The organism is Pseudonocardia thermophila, from assembly GCF_900142365.1.
GTDB classification, from domain to species: Bacteria; Actinomycetota; Actinomycetes; order Mycobacteriales; family Pseudonocardiaceae; genus Pseudonocardia; species Pseudonocardia thermophila.
In genome coordinates this window covers 32,152-48,165 of sequence record NZ_FRAP01000004.1, presented here as the reverse complement: position 1 = coordinate 48,165, position 16,014 = coordinate 32,152, and the positions used below count along the sequence as shown (strand labels likewise).

The following is a 16,014-nucleotide window of genomic DNA, read 5'->3' as shown; positions in this document are numbered from 1 at the left end:
TTCCTCGGCCCTGGGTGGCTATCCGCCGAGCGAGCGACGCAGCTCCTCCAGCTTCTCCCTGGCTCTGCGTTCGCGCTCGGCCAGCTGCTCGTCCAGTGCCCGGGCCTGCTCGGTCTCGCCGGTGAGCTCGGTGGTGCCGATCGCGGTGGCGACCCGGCCCTCGATCTTGGCGCGCACGTAGTCGAGCGTGGGCACGCCGCGCTCGTCGTAGTCCGGGGCGACCGCGGACTGCTGGGCCGCTCGGGCCTCGGCCAGCAGCGCGGCCGGGTCCGGGTCGGGGGCGACGACCTCAGCGTCGACGATCTCGGTGTCGGCCGGTTCAGCGGGCTTCTCGGAAGCCGGATCGGACATGGCGGACCTCTCATCCGGTACGGCGGCGTGGAGCGCCACGCTACCGCCGATCCCACCGGCGTGGCGGTGGTGATCCGCCCGGCCCTGCGGATACGGTGACGTTCGTGATCACCTTCTCCGTGGTCGCCCCCGTGGCGCCGTGACCGCACCCATCCGCGCCCCGCGCTGGGCGCTGCACCCGTTCACCGCCGCGCTCGTGCTGCTCGCGCTCGTGCTGCTCGCCGGGCTGCGCGCGCTCACCGCGGCGCCGGGATCGGACGCCGCCGGACTCACCGTCTTCATCGCGGCCGCGGTGGGCGGCGCGGCCGCCGGGTTCACCGGCTCGGGCGACCGCCGCCACACCGCTCTGCTCAGCGGCTCGGCCCGCCGCGGCACCCCGGTGATCGGCTGGTTCGCCGCGGGCCTGGTGATCGGCGCGGTGCCGCTGGCGCTCGGGGCCGCGCTCGTGGGCCTGCTGCCGCAGGCGCTGCTGCCGTCCGTCGTGCGCGCGGTGCTCTTCGGCACCGCCGCCCTCGCCGTGCTCGCCCGCGAGTTCGGGATGCTGCGCTTCCCCCTGCCGCACCTGCGCCGACCCGCCCTCCCCGGCGGCGGGCTGGGGGAGCGGGCCGCGCTGCACCTGGGGATCGAGATGGGCACCGGTGTGCGCGCCGGCTCGGCGTCGGCGCTGCCGCACCTCGCGCTGCTGGCGATCGTTCTGGTCGTGCCGTTCCCGGCCGCGTTCGCCGTGGCCGCCGGGTTCGCGGCCGGCCGGGTCGCCGCGCCCATGCTGTGCGCCGCCTGGCCGGACGACGGCGTGTGGCTGCGGGTGTGGACCGCTGCCGAGCCGTTGCTGCGGCCGACGCTGGCGGTGGTGTGCATCGGCGCACTCGGGCTTGTCATGCTGGCCGCGTGAGTGCGTCCGCCGTCGTCGTCGTCTACGACGTGAGCTGCCCGAAGTGCTCGCGGATCGCCCGCGAGCTGCCCGACCTGGTACGGGTGCCGGTGATCGTGCGCTCCTGCCGGGAGAAGCAGCTCGACCGGGCGTACCCGGGCATCCCCGCGCAGGTGCTGTCCTGCGCGGCCCCGGCGATCGGGATCGTGCGGCGCGGACGCATCCGCTGGTGGACCGGCCTGTCCGGGGCGCTCGGGCTGCTGCCGCTGCTGCGGCTGCGGGAGCTGCGGGAGGCCGCGGAACTGCTCGGCACGGCCCTCGTGGATCGGCGCTGATGGATCGGTGCTGGCGGATCGGCGCTGACGGTCGATCGTCCGCACGGCCGCCCGCCCTCGCCGTGTCGGGTCGCCGCGCCGCGGGGGCGGCGGACTAGCGTGGAGATCGTGCGCACGGCCCCGTACGGATCATGGACCACCCCGTTCACCGCGGCTCGCGTCGTCGAGCAGACGGTCCGGCTGAGCGAGGTGCGGACCGACGGAACCGACGTCTACTGGGACGAGGGCCGGCCCGCCGAGGGCGGCCGCACCCAGCTGGTCCGGCGCAGCGCCGACGGCACCGTCAGCGGCCTGCTGCCGGAGGGTCGCAACGCCCGCACCGCCGTCCACGAGTACGGCGGCGGCGCGTGGTGGGTCCGCTCCGGCGTGGTGTGGTTCACCGACTGGGCCGATCAGCGGCTGTACCGGTTCGTGCCCGGTGAGGAGCCCCTGGCGCTCACCCCGGAGCCGGCGCGCCCGCGCGGCGACCGCTACGCCGACGGGGATCTGGCCCCCGACGGCGAGACGCTGATCTGCGTGCGGGAGCGGCACACCGGTGACGGTGCGGCCGCGGTCGTGAACGAGATCGTCCGGCTCGCCGCGCACCGCCCGTCCGAGCCGGAGGTGCTGGTCAGCGGCCCGGACTTCGTCGCGGCCCCGCGCCTGTCGCCCGATGGCCGCACGCTCGCGTGGCTGCAGTGGGACCACCCGGACATGCCGTGGGACACCGCCGCACTGATCGTGCGGGACCTGGAGACGGGCGAGCAGGTCCTCGTCGCGGGCGGACACGGGGAGTCGGTCACCGAGCCGGTGTGGCAGCCGGACGGGTCGCTGTGGTTCTGCAGCGACCGCAGCGAGTGGTGGAACCTCTACCGCTGGCGGCCGCACACCGACATCACCGCGGTCGTGCGGGGTGAGTTCGAGATCGGCGGGCCGCAGTGGCGGTTCGCCACCTCCCACTACGCCGTGCTGCCCGACGGGTCGGTGGTGTTCGCCCGCCGCCGCAAGGGGTTCGACGACCTGGTCCGCCGCGATCCCGACGGCGGTCTGCACGACCTGGACACCCCGTTCACCGCCGTCGCCGAGCTGCGCGCCGCCGGCGACGGATCGGTCGTGCTGGTGGCCGCGACGCCGACCACCGAGGCCGGGGTGTACCGGCTGGACCCGGTCACCGGGCGGATGCAGGCGCTGCGCCCGCCCCGTGACCTGGGGATCGACCCGGCGTCGATCTCGCGGCCGGAGCACGTCACGTTCCCGGTCGGCCGCGACGGCGAGGTGGCGCACGCCCTGTTCTACCCGCCGGCGAACGCCGAGTGGAGCGGCCCGGAGGGGACCCTGCCGCCGCTGGTCGTGGAGCTGCACGGCGGCCCGACCTCCGCGGCGGCCCCGGCGTTCTCACCCGGCCGGCAGTTCTGGACCAGCCGCGGGTTCGCCGTCGTCGACGTGAACTACCGCGGTTCCACCGGCTACGGGCGGCCGTACCGGGAGGAGCTGTACGGCACGTGGGGCGCCGTGGACGTCGCCGACTGCATCGCCGCGGCGCGCTGGCTCGCGGCGAAGGGCCGGGTCGACGGTGAGCGGATGGTGATCCGCGGCGGCTCGGCGGGCGGGTTCACCGTGCTGGCCGCGCTCGCTTCGTCCGATCAGCCGTTCGCGGCGGGCGCCGACCACTTCGGCGTCGCCGATCTCGCCGCGCTCGCGGCCGACACCCACAAGTTCGAGAGCCACTACCTCGACCGGCTCGTCGGCACCGACCCGGACGTCCTGCGCGAGCGGTCGCCGATCCACCACGTCGACCGGCTCGACAAGCCGCTGATCGTGCTGCAGGGCAGCGAGGACGCGGTGGTGCCGCCCGCGCAGAGCCGGGTGATCGTCGAGGCACTGCGCTCCCGCGGAGTGCCGGTGGCCTACCTGGAGTTCCCCGGTGAGCAGCACGGGTTCCGCCGCGCGGAGAACATCCGCCGGGCGCTGGAGGCGGAGCTGTCGTTCTACGCGCAGGTGCTGGGTTTCGAGCTGCCGGCCGAGGAAGGCGTGGAGCCCGTGGAGGTGGAGAACACCTGAGCCCGGGGCAGCGACCCGCCCCGGGCCCGGGTGCTCAGGTCCGCGGCGCCGCGCCCCCACCCGGCGCCGCGGTCACGATCTCCATCTCGGCGTCCGGCGCCGCCGTCGGTTCGAGCGGGCCGACCTTGCGGCTGCGCTTCGTGCGCCGCTCCAGGTAGTTCGCCAGCCACGACAGCAGCAGGCACATCGCGATGTAGATGACCGCGATGACGAGCCCGACCTGCAGGATCGGCGAGCCGAGGTTCGTCTGCCCGCCGAGGTAGCGGGCCTGGTAGAGCAACTCCGGGTAGAGGATCAGGAAGCCCAGCGCGGTGTCCTTCAGCACGACCACGAGCTGGCTGATGATCGTCGGGAGCATCGCCCGCAGCGCCTGCGGCATCAGCACGTAGGTCATCACCTGGGTCTTGCGCATCCCCAGCGCGTACGACGCCTCGCTCTGCCCCTTCGGCAGCGCCCTCACGCCACCGCGGAAGATCTCCGCGAGCACCGAGCCGTTGTAGAGCATCAGCCCGAGCACCAGCGCCCAGAACGTGGAGATGTTCAGCCCCAGCCCGCGGGACAGGCCGAAGTACAGGATGAAGATCAGGATCAGCAGTGGGATGGCCCGGAAGAACTCGACGACCGCTGTCGCGGGGAGGCTGATCCAGCGGTGGTCGGACATCCGCCCGGCGGCGAACACCAGCCCGAACAGCAGCGAGAGCACCGCCGCCACGAGGAACGCCGAGACGGTCGCCCACCAGGCATCCAGCAGCAGGATCTGGATCTGCTCGTAGAGGATGAACTCCCATTTGCGCGCCTCGAACTGCCCGGTGACGGCCATCCGGTAGACGATGTACGCGGCGATCGCGACCAGCGCGATCGTGCCGATCACGCCGTAGATCCGGTACCGGAGCCTGGCCTTGGGGCCCGCGGTGTCGTAGAGGACGGAGGTCATCGGGTCACGCTCCACCGCTTCTCGAGCCGTCGCTGCAGGACCGTGAGCGGGGTGACCAGGATCAGGAAGCCCACGGCCACCCACAGGAGCCCGACGAACACGTCGTAGCCCCGTTCGGACAGGTTCTGGTAGATGCCGCCCGCCTCGACCACCGAGAACCCGGCGGCGATCGTGGTGTTCTTCAGCAGGGCGATCTGTACGTTGGTCAGCGGCGGGACCACCGAGCGGATGGCCTGGGGCAGCACGATCTGGCTGATGGTCTGGGTGAACCCGAACCCGAGGGCACGCGCCGCCTCGGCCTGCCCGACGGGGACGGTGTTGATGCCCGAGCGCACGCACTCGCACACGAACGCGGCCGTGTAGGTGATCAGCGACAGGCACGCGAGCGTGAAGAAGTCGAGCCGGACGATGTCCAGGCGCGGGTAGGCGAACGCGAAGAAGAAGAACACCAGCGTCAACGGCGTGTTGCGGATGGTGTTGACGTAGCCGGTGCCGAAGGCGCGCAGGATCGGGACGGGGCTGACGCGCATCGCGGCCAAGACGGTGCCCCAGACCAGCGAGCCGATCGCGGAGATCACGAACAGCTGGATGGTCGTGAGGAATCCGCTGCCGTACAGGCCGAGGTTGTCGAGGAGGACGTTCACCGGTTTCTCCCTGTCCGGGCCGGGTGGAGGTACGGCGAAGGGGTGAGCCCGGCGGGACCGGGCCCACCCCTTCCAGGCGCCACTCGGGCTGCTCAGTAGCGCTCGATGGCGGGCGGCTCGGCGGCCGACCCGGACTTGCCGAGGGTGGCGTCGTAGATCTTCTGCCAGGTGCCGTCGTCCATGGCGGCCTGGAGCAGGTCGTTGATCTTGCCGCGCAGCACGGCGTCGTCCTTGGCCAGGCCGATGCCGTAGGGCTCGACCGAGAACGCCTCGCCCACGACCTTCAGATCGTCGGGGGCCTGCGCCGCGTAGCCCTTCAGGATCGCGTCGTCGGTGGTGACGGCGTCGACCTGGCGGGAGAGCAGCTGGTCGACGCACTGGCTGTAGGTCTGGAACTCGACGATGTTCTCCGGCTCGGTCAGCCCCTGCTCGCGCACGCGCTGGATCGGCGTCGACCCGGTCACCGAGCAGACCTTCTTGCCCTTGAGGGTGTCCTTGCCGGTGATCTCGGTCTCGTCCTTGCGGACCAGCAGGCCCTGGCCGGCGACGAAGTACGGGCCGGCGAACGAGACGCGCTGCTTGCGGTTGTCGTTGATCGTGTACGTGCCGACCATGAAGTCGATGTCGCCCCGCGAGATCGTGTCCTCGCGGGCGGCCGACGGCACGGCCTTGTACTCGATCTTGTCGTCGCCGTAGCCGAGGCCGGCGGCCACCATGCGGGCGATCTCGACGTCGAAGCCGGAGCGGGCGCCGGTGGTCGCGTCCTTGAAGCCGAGGCCGGGCTGGTCCTCGCGGATGCCGATGACGACCTTGCCGGCCTGCTTCATCCGGTCGAACGTCGGCGACCCGGTCAGGGTGACGTCCGTCGCGACCTCGTAGGTGAGCTGCGCGTCGGCGCCGGCCGGGCCGCCGTCGCCGCCTGCGGCGGGTGGTGCGCCTTCCCGACCGCACGCGGCGGTGAGGGCGAGGGCGCCGACGATCAGGCCCAGCGCCAGCTTGCGGATCTTCATGGTTCCGGGAGTCCCTTCCGGAGCGACTAGTGGGTGAGGATCTTGCCGAGGAAGTCCTTCGCCCGGGCGGACTTCGGGTTGGTGAAGAACTCGTCCGGCGGGGCGTCCTCGACGATCTCGCCGTTCGCCATGAACACCACGCGGTCGGCGGCCCGGCGGGCGAAGCCCATCTCGTGGGTCACCACGAGCATGGTCATGCCCTCCTTGGCCAGCGTGGTCATGACGTCGAGGACCTCGTTGACCATCTCGGGGTCGAGAGCGGAAGTGGGCTCGTCGAAGAGCATCACCTTCGGGTTCATGGCCAGCGCGCGGGCGATCGCGACGCGCTGCTGCTGCCCGCCGGAGAGCTGGGCCGGGTACTTGTCGCGCTGGTCGGCGATGCCGACCCGCTCCAGCAGGGCCATGCCCTTCGCCTCGGCCTCCGCCTTGTTCATCTTGCGGACCTTGATCGGCGCGAGGGTGACGTTCTCGAGGATCGTCTTGTGCGCGAAGAGGTTGAAGCTCTGGAACACCATGCCCACGTCCGCGCGCAGGGCGGCCAGAGCCTTGCCCTCCTCCGGCAGGACCTTCCCGTCGATCTCGATCGTGCCCGAGTCGATCGGCTCCAGGCGGTTGATCGTGCGGCACAGGGTGGACTTGCCGGAACCGGATGGTCCCAGCACGACGACCACTTGGCCGGGAGCGACCTCGAGGTTGATGTTGCGCAGAACGTGCAGGTCGCCGAAGTGCTTCTCGACGGACGCCATGCGGATCATCGGGGTATCGGTCATACGGAGCCTCCGGGCATGGCGGGACGCTAGAGCCAGGTGTGGAGCACAGTCCAGCACCTTGGGGAACCCTTGAGGTTTCGCTCCGATAACGCTCCTGACCGATTGCCGGTGATTTGACAAGCTGGCACGGTGCACATCCTTCTGGTCGAGGACGATGACCGGGTCGCCGCCGCGCTGCGGCCCGCGCTGCATCGCCACGGCATGACGACCACCCGGCTCGCGGCCGGGAAGGGCGTCGTCGATCATCTGACCGACGTCGACGTGGTCCTGCTCGACCTGGGTCTGCCCGACATCGACGGGGTCGACGTCTGCCGGGCGATCCGCGAGGTCAGCGATGTACCGGTCATCGTGGTGTCGGCGCGCGGGGAGGTCGACGACCGCATCCTCGGGCTGCACTCCGGCGCCGACGACTACCTGGTGAAGCCCTACGACATCGGTGAGCTGGTGGCCCGCGTGCACGCGGTCTACCGGCGCCGCCGCCCCGCGGGCCAGGGCGGCGGCGCGGGCGGCGTGGTGACCGTGGCCGACGTGACGATCGACCTGGACAAGCACACGGTCACCGTCGCGGGTTCACCCGTCACGCTGACCCGCAAGGAGTTCCAGGTGCTCGCGCTGCTCGCCAGCTCCGGCGGCGCGGTGTGCACGCGCAGCCGGATCGTGGCGGAGGTGTGGGGTCGGTCGTGGGCCGGCGCCAACCGCACGCTCGACGTCCACGTCGCCACGCTGCGCACCAAGCTGGGCCGCCCCGAGCTGGTGCAGACGGTGCGCGGGGTGGGGTACCGGCTGGGGCTGCCCGAGACCGCCGAGGCCGCGCGCGACACGGGCACGGACTGAGCGGATCGAGCCGTGCGTGCGCGATTGCTGGTGATCGTGCTGACCCTCGTCGGCCTGCTCGCCGTGGGGCTCGGCGTGCCGCTCGCCATCTACAGCGCGCAGGCTGCGCAGTCGAAGTTGTTCACCAACCGGCTCACCGACACCGTCTACCTCGCCTCGCTCGCGGTGCGGCCGCTGACCGAGGCCGACACCACCGGCTTGGACGGCCAGCTGCGCCGCTTCGACGAGACGTTCGGCGTCGCCGTCGTGGTGGTCGACGCGACCCGCACGGTGGTGGCGAGCTCTCGGATCCCCGTCCCCGAGCTGGACGAGAAGGGCCAGGAGCGGCTGGCGCTGGCGCTGGCCGCCCGGCCGTCGCAGCCGTACCCGCTGCTCGCGCCCTGGGACGACCAGCCGATGGTGTTGGCCGAGCCGGTGCTGGACGACACCGAGGTGCGCGGCGCGGTCATCACGATCTCGCCGACCCAGGCGCTGCACACCGAGCAGCTCATCGTGTGGTTCGGGATCGCCGCGGCCGGAGTGCTGGCGCTCGCGCTGGCCGTGCTGGTGGCGTTGCCGATCGTGCGCTGGATCCTGCGCCCGGTGCGCCGGCTCGACGAGGGCACCGGGCGGGTCGCCGCGGCGGTGCTCGCCGGGGCCGCGCCGGAGGCGGTGTCGGACAACTCGGGCCCGCCGGAGCTGCGGCGGTTGACGCTGTCGTTCGACCGGATGGCCGCGACCGTCGCGCAGGCCTACGCTGCCCAGCGCGCGTTCGTCGCCGACGCGAGCCACCAGCTGCGCAACCCGCTCACCGCGCTGCGGCTGCGGCTGTCCAACCTGGAGGGCCACGTCGCGCCTGAGGCGGTGGAGGACCACGCGGCCGCGCTGGAGGAGGCCGAGCGGCTGTCCACCCTGCTCGACGGGCTGCTCGCGCTGGCCCGCGCCGAGCGGACCGTGCCGCTCGCGGTGCAGGCGGTCGACGCGCCGGTCGCCGACCGGGTGGAGGCGTGGCGGCCGCTGGCCGAGCACACCGGGATCACCCTCGAGCGCAAGGGCGCGCGGGGGCTGCGGGTGATCGCGCCGGCCGGGGCGATCGAGACCGTCCTGGACGCGGTGCTGGACAACGCCGTGAAGTACACCCCACCGGGCGGGCGGATCACCGTCTCCACCGCGGTGGCCGGCGCCGACCGCGAGCTGGTCGAGATCAGCGTGCGCGACACCGGCCCGGGCCTGGCCCCCGACCAGCTCGAGCGGGCGACGGGCCGGTTCTGGCGGGCGCCGGGGCAGGACAACGTGGAGGGTTCCGGCCTCGGGCTGGCGATCGCCGCGCGCACCCTCGAGGTGGGTGGCGGCAGCCTGCGGCTGGACCTGCCGGAGGGCGGCGGGCTGCGGGTCACCGCGGTGCTCTCCCGCGCCCGGGTGCCGGCCGCGGCCGATCAGGCGTCCTTGGCGTCCCGGTAGTAGCGCAGCGCCCCGGGGTGCAGCGGCACCGGCTCGGTGCTGATCGCGGCGCGCAGGTCGATCGAGAGCGCCAGCGGGTTGATCACCACCAGCTCGTCCTGCGCCTCGAACAGCGCCTTGATCAGCGCGTACGCCAGGTCGTCCGGCATCCTCGCGTCGACGAGCAGGAAGTTGCGCACGAGGACCGTGGTGATCGACTTCTCGATGCCGTAGCTGCGGGCCGGTACCGTGCCGGGCGCGTACACGGGATGGCGAGCGCGGATCTCGGGGAGCACGTCGGAGAGATCGAGCAGCCGGATCGGCAGCTGCTCGGCCAGCGCCGTGACGCCGCCGGTCGGCACCCCGCCCGTCCAGAAGAACGCGTCGATGCGGTCGTCGGCCAGTGCGCTCACCGACTCGTTGATGCCCAGGTACTCCGCCCGCAGGTCGTCGACGGTCAGCCCGGCCGCCTCCAGCAGCCGCCGCGCGACGACGTAGACGCCGGACTCCTCGGCGCCGACCGAGACCCGCAGCCCGCGCAGATCGGCGAGGTGCTGGACCGGGGCGCCGCGGGGCACGACGACGTGGACGAACTCGTCGTAGACCCGGCCGAGGGCGCGCACCTGCACCGGGTGGTCGCGCGGGAGCGCGCGCAGGCTCTCCGCGGCCGCGTCGACCTGGCAGAACGCGACGTCCACTGCGCCGTCGAGCAACCGGTTCAGGTTGTCGACCGAGCCGGCGGTGGACAGCACCTCCGGCGGGTGGCGCAGGCCGAGCTCCTGCTGCCAGGACTGGGCCAGTGCGCTGCCGATCGTGTAGTAGACGCCCTGGGTGCCGCCGGTAGCCAGCCGGAGCCGCACGTTCTCGAACGGCGACGAGCAGCCGGAGATCCCGCTCGCCGCGACGAACGCGCTCGCTGCGGCCAGGCCTCGCAGCACGGTTCGCCGATCCAGCACCGGCACATCCTGGCGCTTCGACCGGATTCGGTCGACCCGGGCCGCTCCGCCCCGGCCGGCGGGGCCTACCCTCGGGGTGTGGCCCGCAGTTACACCATCCGCACCTACGGGTGCCAGATGAACGTGCACGACTCCGAGCGGATGGCCGGGCTCCTGGAGGAAGCGGGCTACGTGCGGTCCGAGACCGACGAGGCCGACGTCGTCGTGCTCAACACGTGCGCCGTGCGCGAGAACGCCGACAACCGCCTCTACGGCAACCTCGGGCACCTGCGCCCGAAGAAGCTGGCGCGGCCGGGGATGCAGATCGCGGTCGGCGGCTGCCTCGCGCAGAAGGACCGCGAGGAGATCGTCCGGCGGGCCCCGTGGGTCGACGTGGTGTTCGGCACCCACAACGTGGGCAAGCTGCCGATCCTGCTGGAGCGGGCCCGGCACAACCGGGCGGCCCAGGTGGAGATCGCCGAGTCGCTGGAGGTGTTCCCCTCCACGCTGCCGGCCCGCCGCGAGTCCGCGTACGCGGGCTGGGTGTCGATCTCCGTCGGCTGCAACAACACCTGCACCTTCTGCATCGTCCCGTCGCTGCGCGGCAAAGAGCGCGACCGGCGGCCCGGCGAGGTCCTCGCGGAGGTGGAGGCGTTGGTGGCCGACGGCGTGCTCGAGGTGACCCTGCTCGGGCAGAACGTCAACGCCTACGGCGTGGAGTTCGGCGACCGCGAGGCGTTCGCGAAGCTGCTACGCGCCTGCGGCGAGGTCCCCGGCCTGGAGCGCGTGCGGTTCACCTCGCCGCACCCGCGCGAGTTCTCCTCCGAGGTCATCGCGGCGATGGCCGAGACGCCGAACGTGTGCCCGCAGCTGCACATGCCGCTGCAGTCCGGCTCCGACTCGGTGCTGCGCCGGATGCGCCGCTCCTACCGAGCGGCTCGGTTCCTGTCGATCCTCGACGAGGTGCGCGAGCGCATCCCCGACGCCGCGATCACCACCGACATCATCGTGGGCTTCCCCGGCGAGACCGAGGAGGAGTTCCAGGCGACCCTCGACGTGGTGCGCCAGGCCCGGTTCGCGGGGGCTTTCACGTTCCAGTACTCGCCCCGTCCCGGCACACCCGCGGCGGAGATGGCCGACCAGGTGCCGAAGGAGGTCGTGCAGGAGCGCTACCAGCGGCTGGTCGAGCTGCAGGACCAGATCTCCTGGGAGCAGAACCGGGCGCTGGAGGGCCGCGTCCTCGAGGTCCTCGTCGCGACGGGGGAGGGGCGCAAGGACGACGCCACCCGGCGCATGAGCGGCCGCGCCCGCGACGGGCGGCTGGTGCACTTCACCCCGGGCGAGGCCGAGATCCGCCCCGGCGACGTCGTGGAGGTCGAGATCACCTACGGCGCCCCGCACCACCTCGTCGCCGACGGCCCGGTGCGCAGCCACCGCCGCACGCGCGCCGGCGACGCGTACGGGAAGCCGGTACGCACCACCGGGCTCGGGCTGCCCACGTTCGGGGCGCCGCCGCCCGCCGCGCCGGTGGCGAGCGCATGTGGAGGTCGATCATGAACGGCGACAACCGTCCCGCCGGAGAGCCGGTGCCCGACGAGCTCACCGCACTGCAGGAGGAGCTGCGCAGCGCGGAGAGGGCCGTGGTGCGCCGCACCGACCCCGGTGCCACCGCGCTGCTGGTCACCGGCTTCATGCTGGTGCTGCTGGTCGGGCTGATGCTGCCGTGGGTGGGCTACACCCCGGGCTGGGCGCTGCTCGCCGGCATGGAGAACCAGGGCGTGCTGGTGCGGCTGTTCACGTTCACCGCGCTCGGGTTCGGGCTGGTGATCTCCGCCCTGGCGCTGGCCACCCGGCTGTGGGCGCTGGCGTGGCTGTGCGCGGTCGGCTGCGGCATCGCGTCCATCAACGGCCTGTGGGCCCTGTGGACCCGCCAGGTCGGCGTGCCGGTGGGGGAGCCTGGCCCGGCGTTCGGGATGGTGCTGGCGGTGATCGCGATCGTGCTGCTGGCGGCGAACTGGGCGCGCATCGCGCTGCGCCGCTGAGGCAGGTGCGGCAGCCCGGGCTGCTCGAGCCCTTCCCGGGCCCGGATCCCCTACGAACGGCCCTCTCGTAAGCACCGTTCCTCATGAAAAGGCCGTTCGTAGGTCTTCGCGGGGGTTCTACCTCTCCTGGATGGCGGCCTCGGCCGTGCGCAGCCACTCCCGCCACTGCTCGGCCTGCGCTCTGGCCTGCTCGGCCCGGCGCTTGTCCCCCGCGGCCTCCGCCTTCGCCGCCTGCGCCTCGAACTGGGCGACGCGGTCGCGGAACTGCGCCACCCGCGCCTCCGCCTCGGGGTCGGTGCGCCGCCACTGCCGCTCCACGGCCTCGCGCACCTTCTCCTCGACGGCGCGCAGGCGCGCGTCGAGCGGGCGGATGTCCTCGCGCGGGACCTTCCCGATCTCCTCCCAGCGCTCCTGGATGCTGCGCAGGGCCGCGCGGGCCGCGTCCGGGTCGGAGAGGTCGATCTTCTCGGCCTCGTCGAGCAGGGCCCGCTTCTTCTCGGCGTTGGCCCGGTACTCGGCGTCCCGCTCGGCGAACACGGCGGCGCGCCGCTGGAAGAACGTGTCCTGCGCGGTGCGGAACCGCTGCCACAGCGCGTCGTCGGCCTCCTTGTGGGCCCGACCCGCGGCCTTCCACTCGGTCATCAGCTCGCGGAACCGGGCGGCGGTGCCGGACCAGTCCTCGGAGTCGGCCAGCGCCTCGGCCTCCGCTGCCAGCTCCTCCTTGCGCGCCTTCGCAGCGGCCCGCTGGCGGTCCAGCTCCGCGAAGTGCGAGCCGCGTCGGCGGTTGAACGCCTCCCGTGCTTTGGAGAACCGCCGCCACAGGACCTCGTCGGTCTTGCGGTCGACGCCGCGGATCGTGCGCCACTCCTCGAGGATCGCCTTGAACCGGTCCCCGGCCTGCTTCCACTGCGTCGACTCCGCCGCCAGCGCCTCGGCCTCGGCGACCAGCGCCTCCTTGCGGGCGGTCGCCTCGGCGCGCTGCGCGTCGCGGGCCGAGCGGGCGGCCCCGGCGGCCTTGTCGGCGTAGGCGATCAGCTCGTCGATGCGGGCGGCGAGCCCGTCCATGTCACCGATGACGCTCGCCCCGTGCAGACCTTCCTTGATGCTGCGCGCGCTGGACATCGTCGAGCGCGGATCACCGCCCGCCACCAGCCGGGCGAACAGCAGCTCGACCTCGGTGAGGATGTCGTCGAAGCGGCGCGCGAAGTGCGCGAGCCCCTCCTCGGGGGAGCCGGCCTGCCACGACCCGACCCGCCGTTCCCCGTCCGGGGTGAACAGGAAGATGTTGCCGTCGGCGTCGACCCGGCCCCAGCGGTGCGGATCCTCGCTCGCCGTGGGCACCGTGCACGGCGGCAGCGTGGCGATCGCCTCCGGAGCGGTGGCGGGCGCCGGCACGACGTGGCGCTTCGGCCGCGGCTTCGGCGGCGCGGGCCGCGGCGGGCGCTGCTGGCCCTGTTCCTGCTGCGCGGCCGGCTGCTCCTGCGGGGCCGCCTGTTCAGGCTGTTCGGGGGCGGGGGGCGCGTCGGGTGTGGCTGCTTCCGGTTCGTTGGTGGCGGCTGCGGAGGGTTCCGCAGCGCCGGTCTCCGAGAGGGTTCCGCTCCACGCCTGCTGCTCCGACACCTGGTCCTCCTCGCCTCCGGCCCGCCGCGGGGACGGGCGCCCCGCCGCCGGGCGGGGCCGTGCACATCGCGAGCCGTCGGGCGCTTCTCGGCGTTTTCGACGGCGTTCGGCGATTCAAGCAGGTAGATCCCGTCAACGGAACGCCCCCGCGGCCCAGAGCGCAGCCAACGGCCGATCAGCGTCGCCGAACACCCCGTCGTCGTGCGGGCCGGGCGGCCGCCCGGGGCGCCGGACAGCGCTGGTCAGCGCCCGGTCAGCGCCGATCAGCGGGGCCGCCGGGCGAGCGGGATCGGCTGACCCCGGCGGGCGGTCTCCCCGGCGAGCCGGGGCGCGAGGGCGCGGCCGTTGGTCAGGAAGGTGCACGCCTGCCGGATCCGCCCGCCGGGGAGGCTGAAGTCCGCCAGTGCCCGCCGAACGGTGACGTGCACGCCATCGGACACGGGAGCGGCGGTGCCGACGAACACGACGTTCTCCTGGCCGGCGAAGTCCGCGGGATGACCGTGGAACGTCAGGCACGCCGGTCCGCCGGCGACGGAGAACCCCGGGCCGGTCCGGACCAGGAATCCGTCGCGGGTCGGCTCGGCGCCGAGGGACCGCAGCGGGAGCGGCCAGCCCTCGGCGTCGCCGACGGTCAGCACCGGAGCGCCGAGCCGCACCGCGCGGGGAACCTGCGACCGCCAGTCCGCGGGAGGCCGGGTCCACGCGCGCGGCGCCGCGCCGGGCGGGGCCGGGTCCGACGGCGGCGCGGTCACGGCCGGGGACGCCGACCAGCGCACCGGCTCGGCGTCGAGCCGGCCGCCCGGCCACCAGATGATCTTCAGCGGCGTGACCTCGATCCAGATCCGGGACCAGTACCACGTCTGCCGCCGCAGCACGAACCACGGATGCTTGGCGAACACCTGCGGGAACTTCGCCAGGCTGCGGCGCACGTAGCGATCGGTGCCCGCCTGCAGGTCCGCGTCGCGCACGGTCGCCAGTCCCTGGACGAGGACCGTCGGCGCGTCGGTGATCCCGGAGCCCGTCGGGTCCGAGAACAGCAGGGCGACCCGCGGATCGCGCCGGGCCCGCTCGGCCTTGCTCGGATAGGTCACCCCGGTGGACACGTCGACGGTCCGGGCTCCCGGCTCGTGGAACGGCGTGACCGGCCACGTGATCGGGGCACCGGTCCGCGTGAGGGAGGCGTACTCGCAGGTGAGGGCCCGTTCGAACAGCGGGAGGACGGCGGTGGGCCAGTCGGCGCCGGGGACGGCGGGGGCGGACGGGGAGAGCATCGGCGGCTCCTCTCACAGACGTGATCGTGACCGGGATCGGCGGAAGGGAAGAGTGCGCGGGCCCGCTTGTGCCCCGCTTGGGACGGACTTCAGGCCCGGCTCCAGCCGGGCACAAGCCGATCCCAAGCGGCCGCGCCCACGGTGTGGGTGTCCGGCCGCACCGAGCGCCGGCCGAGGTGAGGAGACCCGATGCCAGCAACGACCCGCACCGAGCACGTCGACCAGGTGATGTTCCCCCGTCAGGCGGCCGCGCCGGCCGGACCGGTCGACCTGATCGGGATGTACCTCATGCACTACGCCTTCCGCCGCGATCTGGTTGCCTTCGCCGCCGCCGTGGCCCGGACCCCCGTCGAGGACCGAGCGGCCTGGCGAGCGCTGGCAGACAGGTGGACGTGGTTCTCCACCGTCCTGCACAAGCACCACCGCGGGGAGGACACCGGCCTGTGGCCGCTGCTGCGGCGCCGCGCGGACGCTGCCGGGGACCGGGTGGGGCGCGAGACGCTGGCGGCGATGGAGGCCGAGCACGCCGAGATCGACCCGCTCCTGCAGGCCTGCGCGGCCGGCTTCGCCCGGCTGGCCGCGCACCCCGACGGCGACGCGCGGGACGCGCTGGGGGTGCGCGTCGTCGCCGTGGGCGAGCGGTTGTCGCGGCACCTCGCCCACGAGGAGACCGAGGCGATGGCGATGGTCCAGCGGTACCTGACCGACGCCGAGTGGGCGCGGGTGGAGCACGAGTACTTCAAGTCCGCCTACGCTGCGCGACAACTGCCCGGCATGGCGTCCTGGTGCTTGCACGGGCTGCCCGCCCACCACCTGCCGCGGGTCGTCGCCAGCATGGCGGGCAAACCGCTGGAACTGCTGTGGCGGCTGCTGTGGCGCCGGTCGTTCGAACGGCGGGAACGCAGGGCCTTCCGCCACATCTGGCCGTACGTGTGACG

General features: G+C 73.2%; 16 protein-coding genes. 8 read left to right on the top strand and 8 right to left on the bottom strand.

Annotated features, from left to right (window positions below):
• Nucleotides 1-18 precede the first annotated feature (18 nt).
• A complete protein-coding gene (locus BUE41_RS06680; protein ID WP_073455999.1) occupies nucleotides 19-351 on the bottom strand; it encodes a hypothetical protein in 333 nt (110 codons plus the stop codon).
• Nucleotides 352-490: 139 nt separating this feature from the next.
• Here BUE41_RS06680 and BUE41_RS06675 point away from each other — a divergent pair, with 139 nt between their 5' ends.
• The 3 genes from BUE41_RS06675 (at nucleotide 491) to BUE41_RS06665 (ending at nucleotide 3,597) form a co-directional block, all read left to right on the top strand.
• A complete protein-coding gene (locus tag BUE41_RS06675) occupies nucleotides 491-1,243 on the top strand; it encodes a hypothetical protein (protein ID WP_073455998.1) in 753 nt (250 codons plus the stop codon).
• Nucleotides 1,240-1,557, top strand: coding sequence for a hypothetical protein (locus BUE41_RS06670; protein ID WP_073455997.1), 318 nt, complete (start codon nucleotides 1,240-1,242; stop codon nucleotides 1,555-1,557). The genes BUE41_RS06675 and BUE41_RS06670 overlap by 4 nt, the downstream gene beginning before the upstream one ends.
• A gap of 108 nt (nucleotides 1,558-1,665) precedes the next feature.
• The gene (locus BUE41_RS06665; RefSeq protein WP_234997014.1) at nucleotides 1,666-3,597 is read left to right on the top strand and encodes a S9 family peptidase; all 1,932 of its coding nucleotides are present in this window, start codon (nucleotides 1,666-1,668) and stop codon (nucleotides 3,595-3,597) included.
• Between the two features lie 34 nt (nucleotides 3,598-3,631).
• Here BUE41_RS06665 and BUE41_RS06660 read toward each other — a convergent pair whose 3' ends face one another.
• The 4 genes from BUE41_RS06660 to gluA all read right to left on the bottom strand — a co-directional run bounded on the left by BUE41_RS06660 (nucleotide 3,632) and on the right by gluA (nucleotide 6,940).
• The gene (locus tag BUE41_RS06660) at nucleotides 3,632-4,531 is read right to left on the bottom strand and encodes an amino acid ABC transporter permease (protein ID WP_073456307.1); all 900 of its coding nucleotides are present in this window, start codon (nucleotides 4,529-4,531) and stop codon (nucleotides 3,632-3,634) included.
• Entirely contained in the window at nucleotides 4,528-5,175 is a 648-nt protein-coding gene (locus BUE41_RS06655; protein WP_073455996.1) for an amino acid ABC transporter permease, read from the bottom strand. Before BUE41_RS06655 ends, BUE41_RS06660 begins: the two co-directional genes overlap by 4 nt.
• 92 nt (nucleotides 5,176-5,267) lie before the next feature.
• Nucleotides 5,268-6,185, bottom strand: a complete 918-nt coding sequence (locus BUE41_RS06650; RefSeq protein WP_073455995.1) for a glutamate ABC transporter substrate-binding protein — start codon at nucleotides 6,183-6,185, stop codon at nucleotides 5,268-5,270.
• Between the two features lie 26 nt (nucleotides 6,186-6,211).
• Nucleotides 6,212-6,940, bottom strand: a complete 729-nt coding sequence (gluA, locus tag BUE41_RS06645) for an amino acid ABC transporter ATP-binding protein (protein ID WP_200803801.1) — start codon at nucleotides 6,938-6,940, stop codon at nucleotides 6,212-6,214.
• Between the two features lie 144 nt (nucleotides 6,941-7,084).
• Between gluA and BUE41_RS06640 the strand changes: the two genes are divergently transcribed.
• Entirely contained in the window at nucleotides 7,085-7,789 is a 705-nt protein-coding gene (locus BUE41_RS06640) for a response regulator transcription factor (RefSeq protein ID WP_073455993.1), read from the top strand.
• 12 nt (nucleotides 7,790-7,801) lie between these two features.
• Nucleotides 7,802-9,229, top strand: coding sequence for a sensor histidine kinase (locus BUE41_RS06635; protein WP_073455992.1), 1,428 nt, complete (start codon nucleotides 7,802-7,804; stop codon nucleotides 9,227-9,229).
• Here BUE41_RS06635 and BUE41_RS06630 read toward each other — a convergent pair.
• Entirely contained in the window at nucleotides 9,205-10,164 is a 960-nt protein-coding gene (locus BUE41_RS06630; protein ID WP_073456305.1) for a TAXI family TRAP transporter solute-binding subunit, read from the bottom strand. The two genes, BUE41_RS06635 and BUE41_RS06630, sit on opposite strands and share 25 nt — an antisense overlap.
• Before the next feature lie 78 nt (nucleotides 10,165-10,242).
• Here BUE41_RS06630 and miaB point away from each other — a divergent pair, with 78 nt between their 5' ends.
• Nucleotides 10,243-11,700, top strand: coding sequence for a tRNA (N6-isopentenyl adenosine(37)-C2)-methylthiotransferase MiaB (gene miaB / locus BUE41_RS06625; RefSeq protein ID WP_073455991.1), 1,458 nt, complete (start codon nucleotides 10,243-10,245; stop codon nucleotides 11,698-11,700).
• On the top strand, nucleotides 11,697-12,185 hold the full coding sequence (locus BUE41_RS06620; RefSeq protein WP_073455990.1) for an Rv2732c family membrane protein: 489 nt from the start codon (nucleotides 11,697-11,699) through the stop codon (nucleotides 12,183-12,185). Before miaB ends, BUE41_RS06620 begins: the two co-directional genes overlap by 4 nt.
• A 117-nt stretch (nucleotides 12,186-12,302) precedes the next feature.
• Here BUE41_RS06620 and BUE41_RS06615 read toward each other — a convergent pair whose 3' ends face one another.
• Nucleotides 12,303-13,580, bottom strand: a complete 1,278-nt coding sequence (locus tag BUE41_RS06615) for a DUF349 domain-containing protein (RefSeq protein WP_407691652.1) — start codon at nucleotides 13,578-13,580, stop codon at nucleotides 12,303-12,305.
• A 488-nt stretch (nucleotides 13,581-14,068) separates the two neighbouring features.
• Complete coding sequence (locus tag BUE41_RS06610) at nucleotides 14,069-15,076, bottom strand: pyridoxamine 5'-phosphate oxidase family protein (RefSeq protein WP_073455989.1); 1,008 nt, start codon at nucleotides 15,074-15,076, stop codon at nucleotides 14,069-14,071.
• Between the two features lie 189 nt (nucleotides 15,077-15,265).
• Here BUE41_RS06610 and BUE41_RS06605 point away from each other — a divergent pair, with 189 nt between their 5' ends.
• A complete protein-coding gene (locus BUE41_RS06605; protein ID WP_073455988.1) occupies nucleotides 15,266-16,012 on the top strand; it encodes a hemerythrin domain-containing protein in 747 nt (248 codons plus the stop codon).
• Nucleotides 16,013-16,014 lie beyond the last annotated feature (2 nt).

Coding starts and splice junctions, on each gene's coding strand:
- BUE41_RS06650 (WP_073455995.1), bottom strand. CDS start 6,185: ATGAAGATCCGCAAGCTGGCGCTGGGCCTGATCGTCGGCGCCCTCGCC.
- BUE41_RS06605 (WP_073455988.1), top strand. CDS start 15,266: ATGCCAGCAACGACCCGCACCGAGCACGTCGACCAGGTGATGTTCCCC.
- BUE41_RS06620 (WP_073455990.1), top strand. CDS start 11,697: ATGAACGGCGACAACCGTCCCGCCGGAGAGCCGGTGCCCGACGAGCTC.
- BUE41_RS06680 (WP_073455999.1), bottom strand. CDS start 351: ATGTCCGATCCGGCTTCCGAGAAGCCCGCTGAACCGGCCGACACCGAG.
- BUE41_RS06660 (WP_073456307.1), bottom strand. CDS start 4,531: ATGACCTCCGTCCTCTACGACACCGCGGGCCCCAAGGCCAGGCTCCGG.
- BUE41_RS06610 (WP_073455989.1), bottom strand. CDS start 15,076: ATGCTCTCCCCGTCCGCCCCCGCCGTCCCCGGCGCCGACTGGCCCACC.
- gluA (WP_200803801.1), bottom strand. CDS start 6,940: ATGATCCGCATGGCGTCCGTCGAGAAGCACTTCGGCGACCTGCACGTT.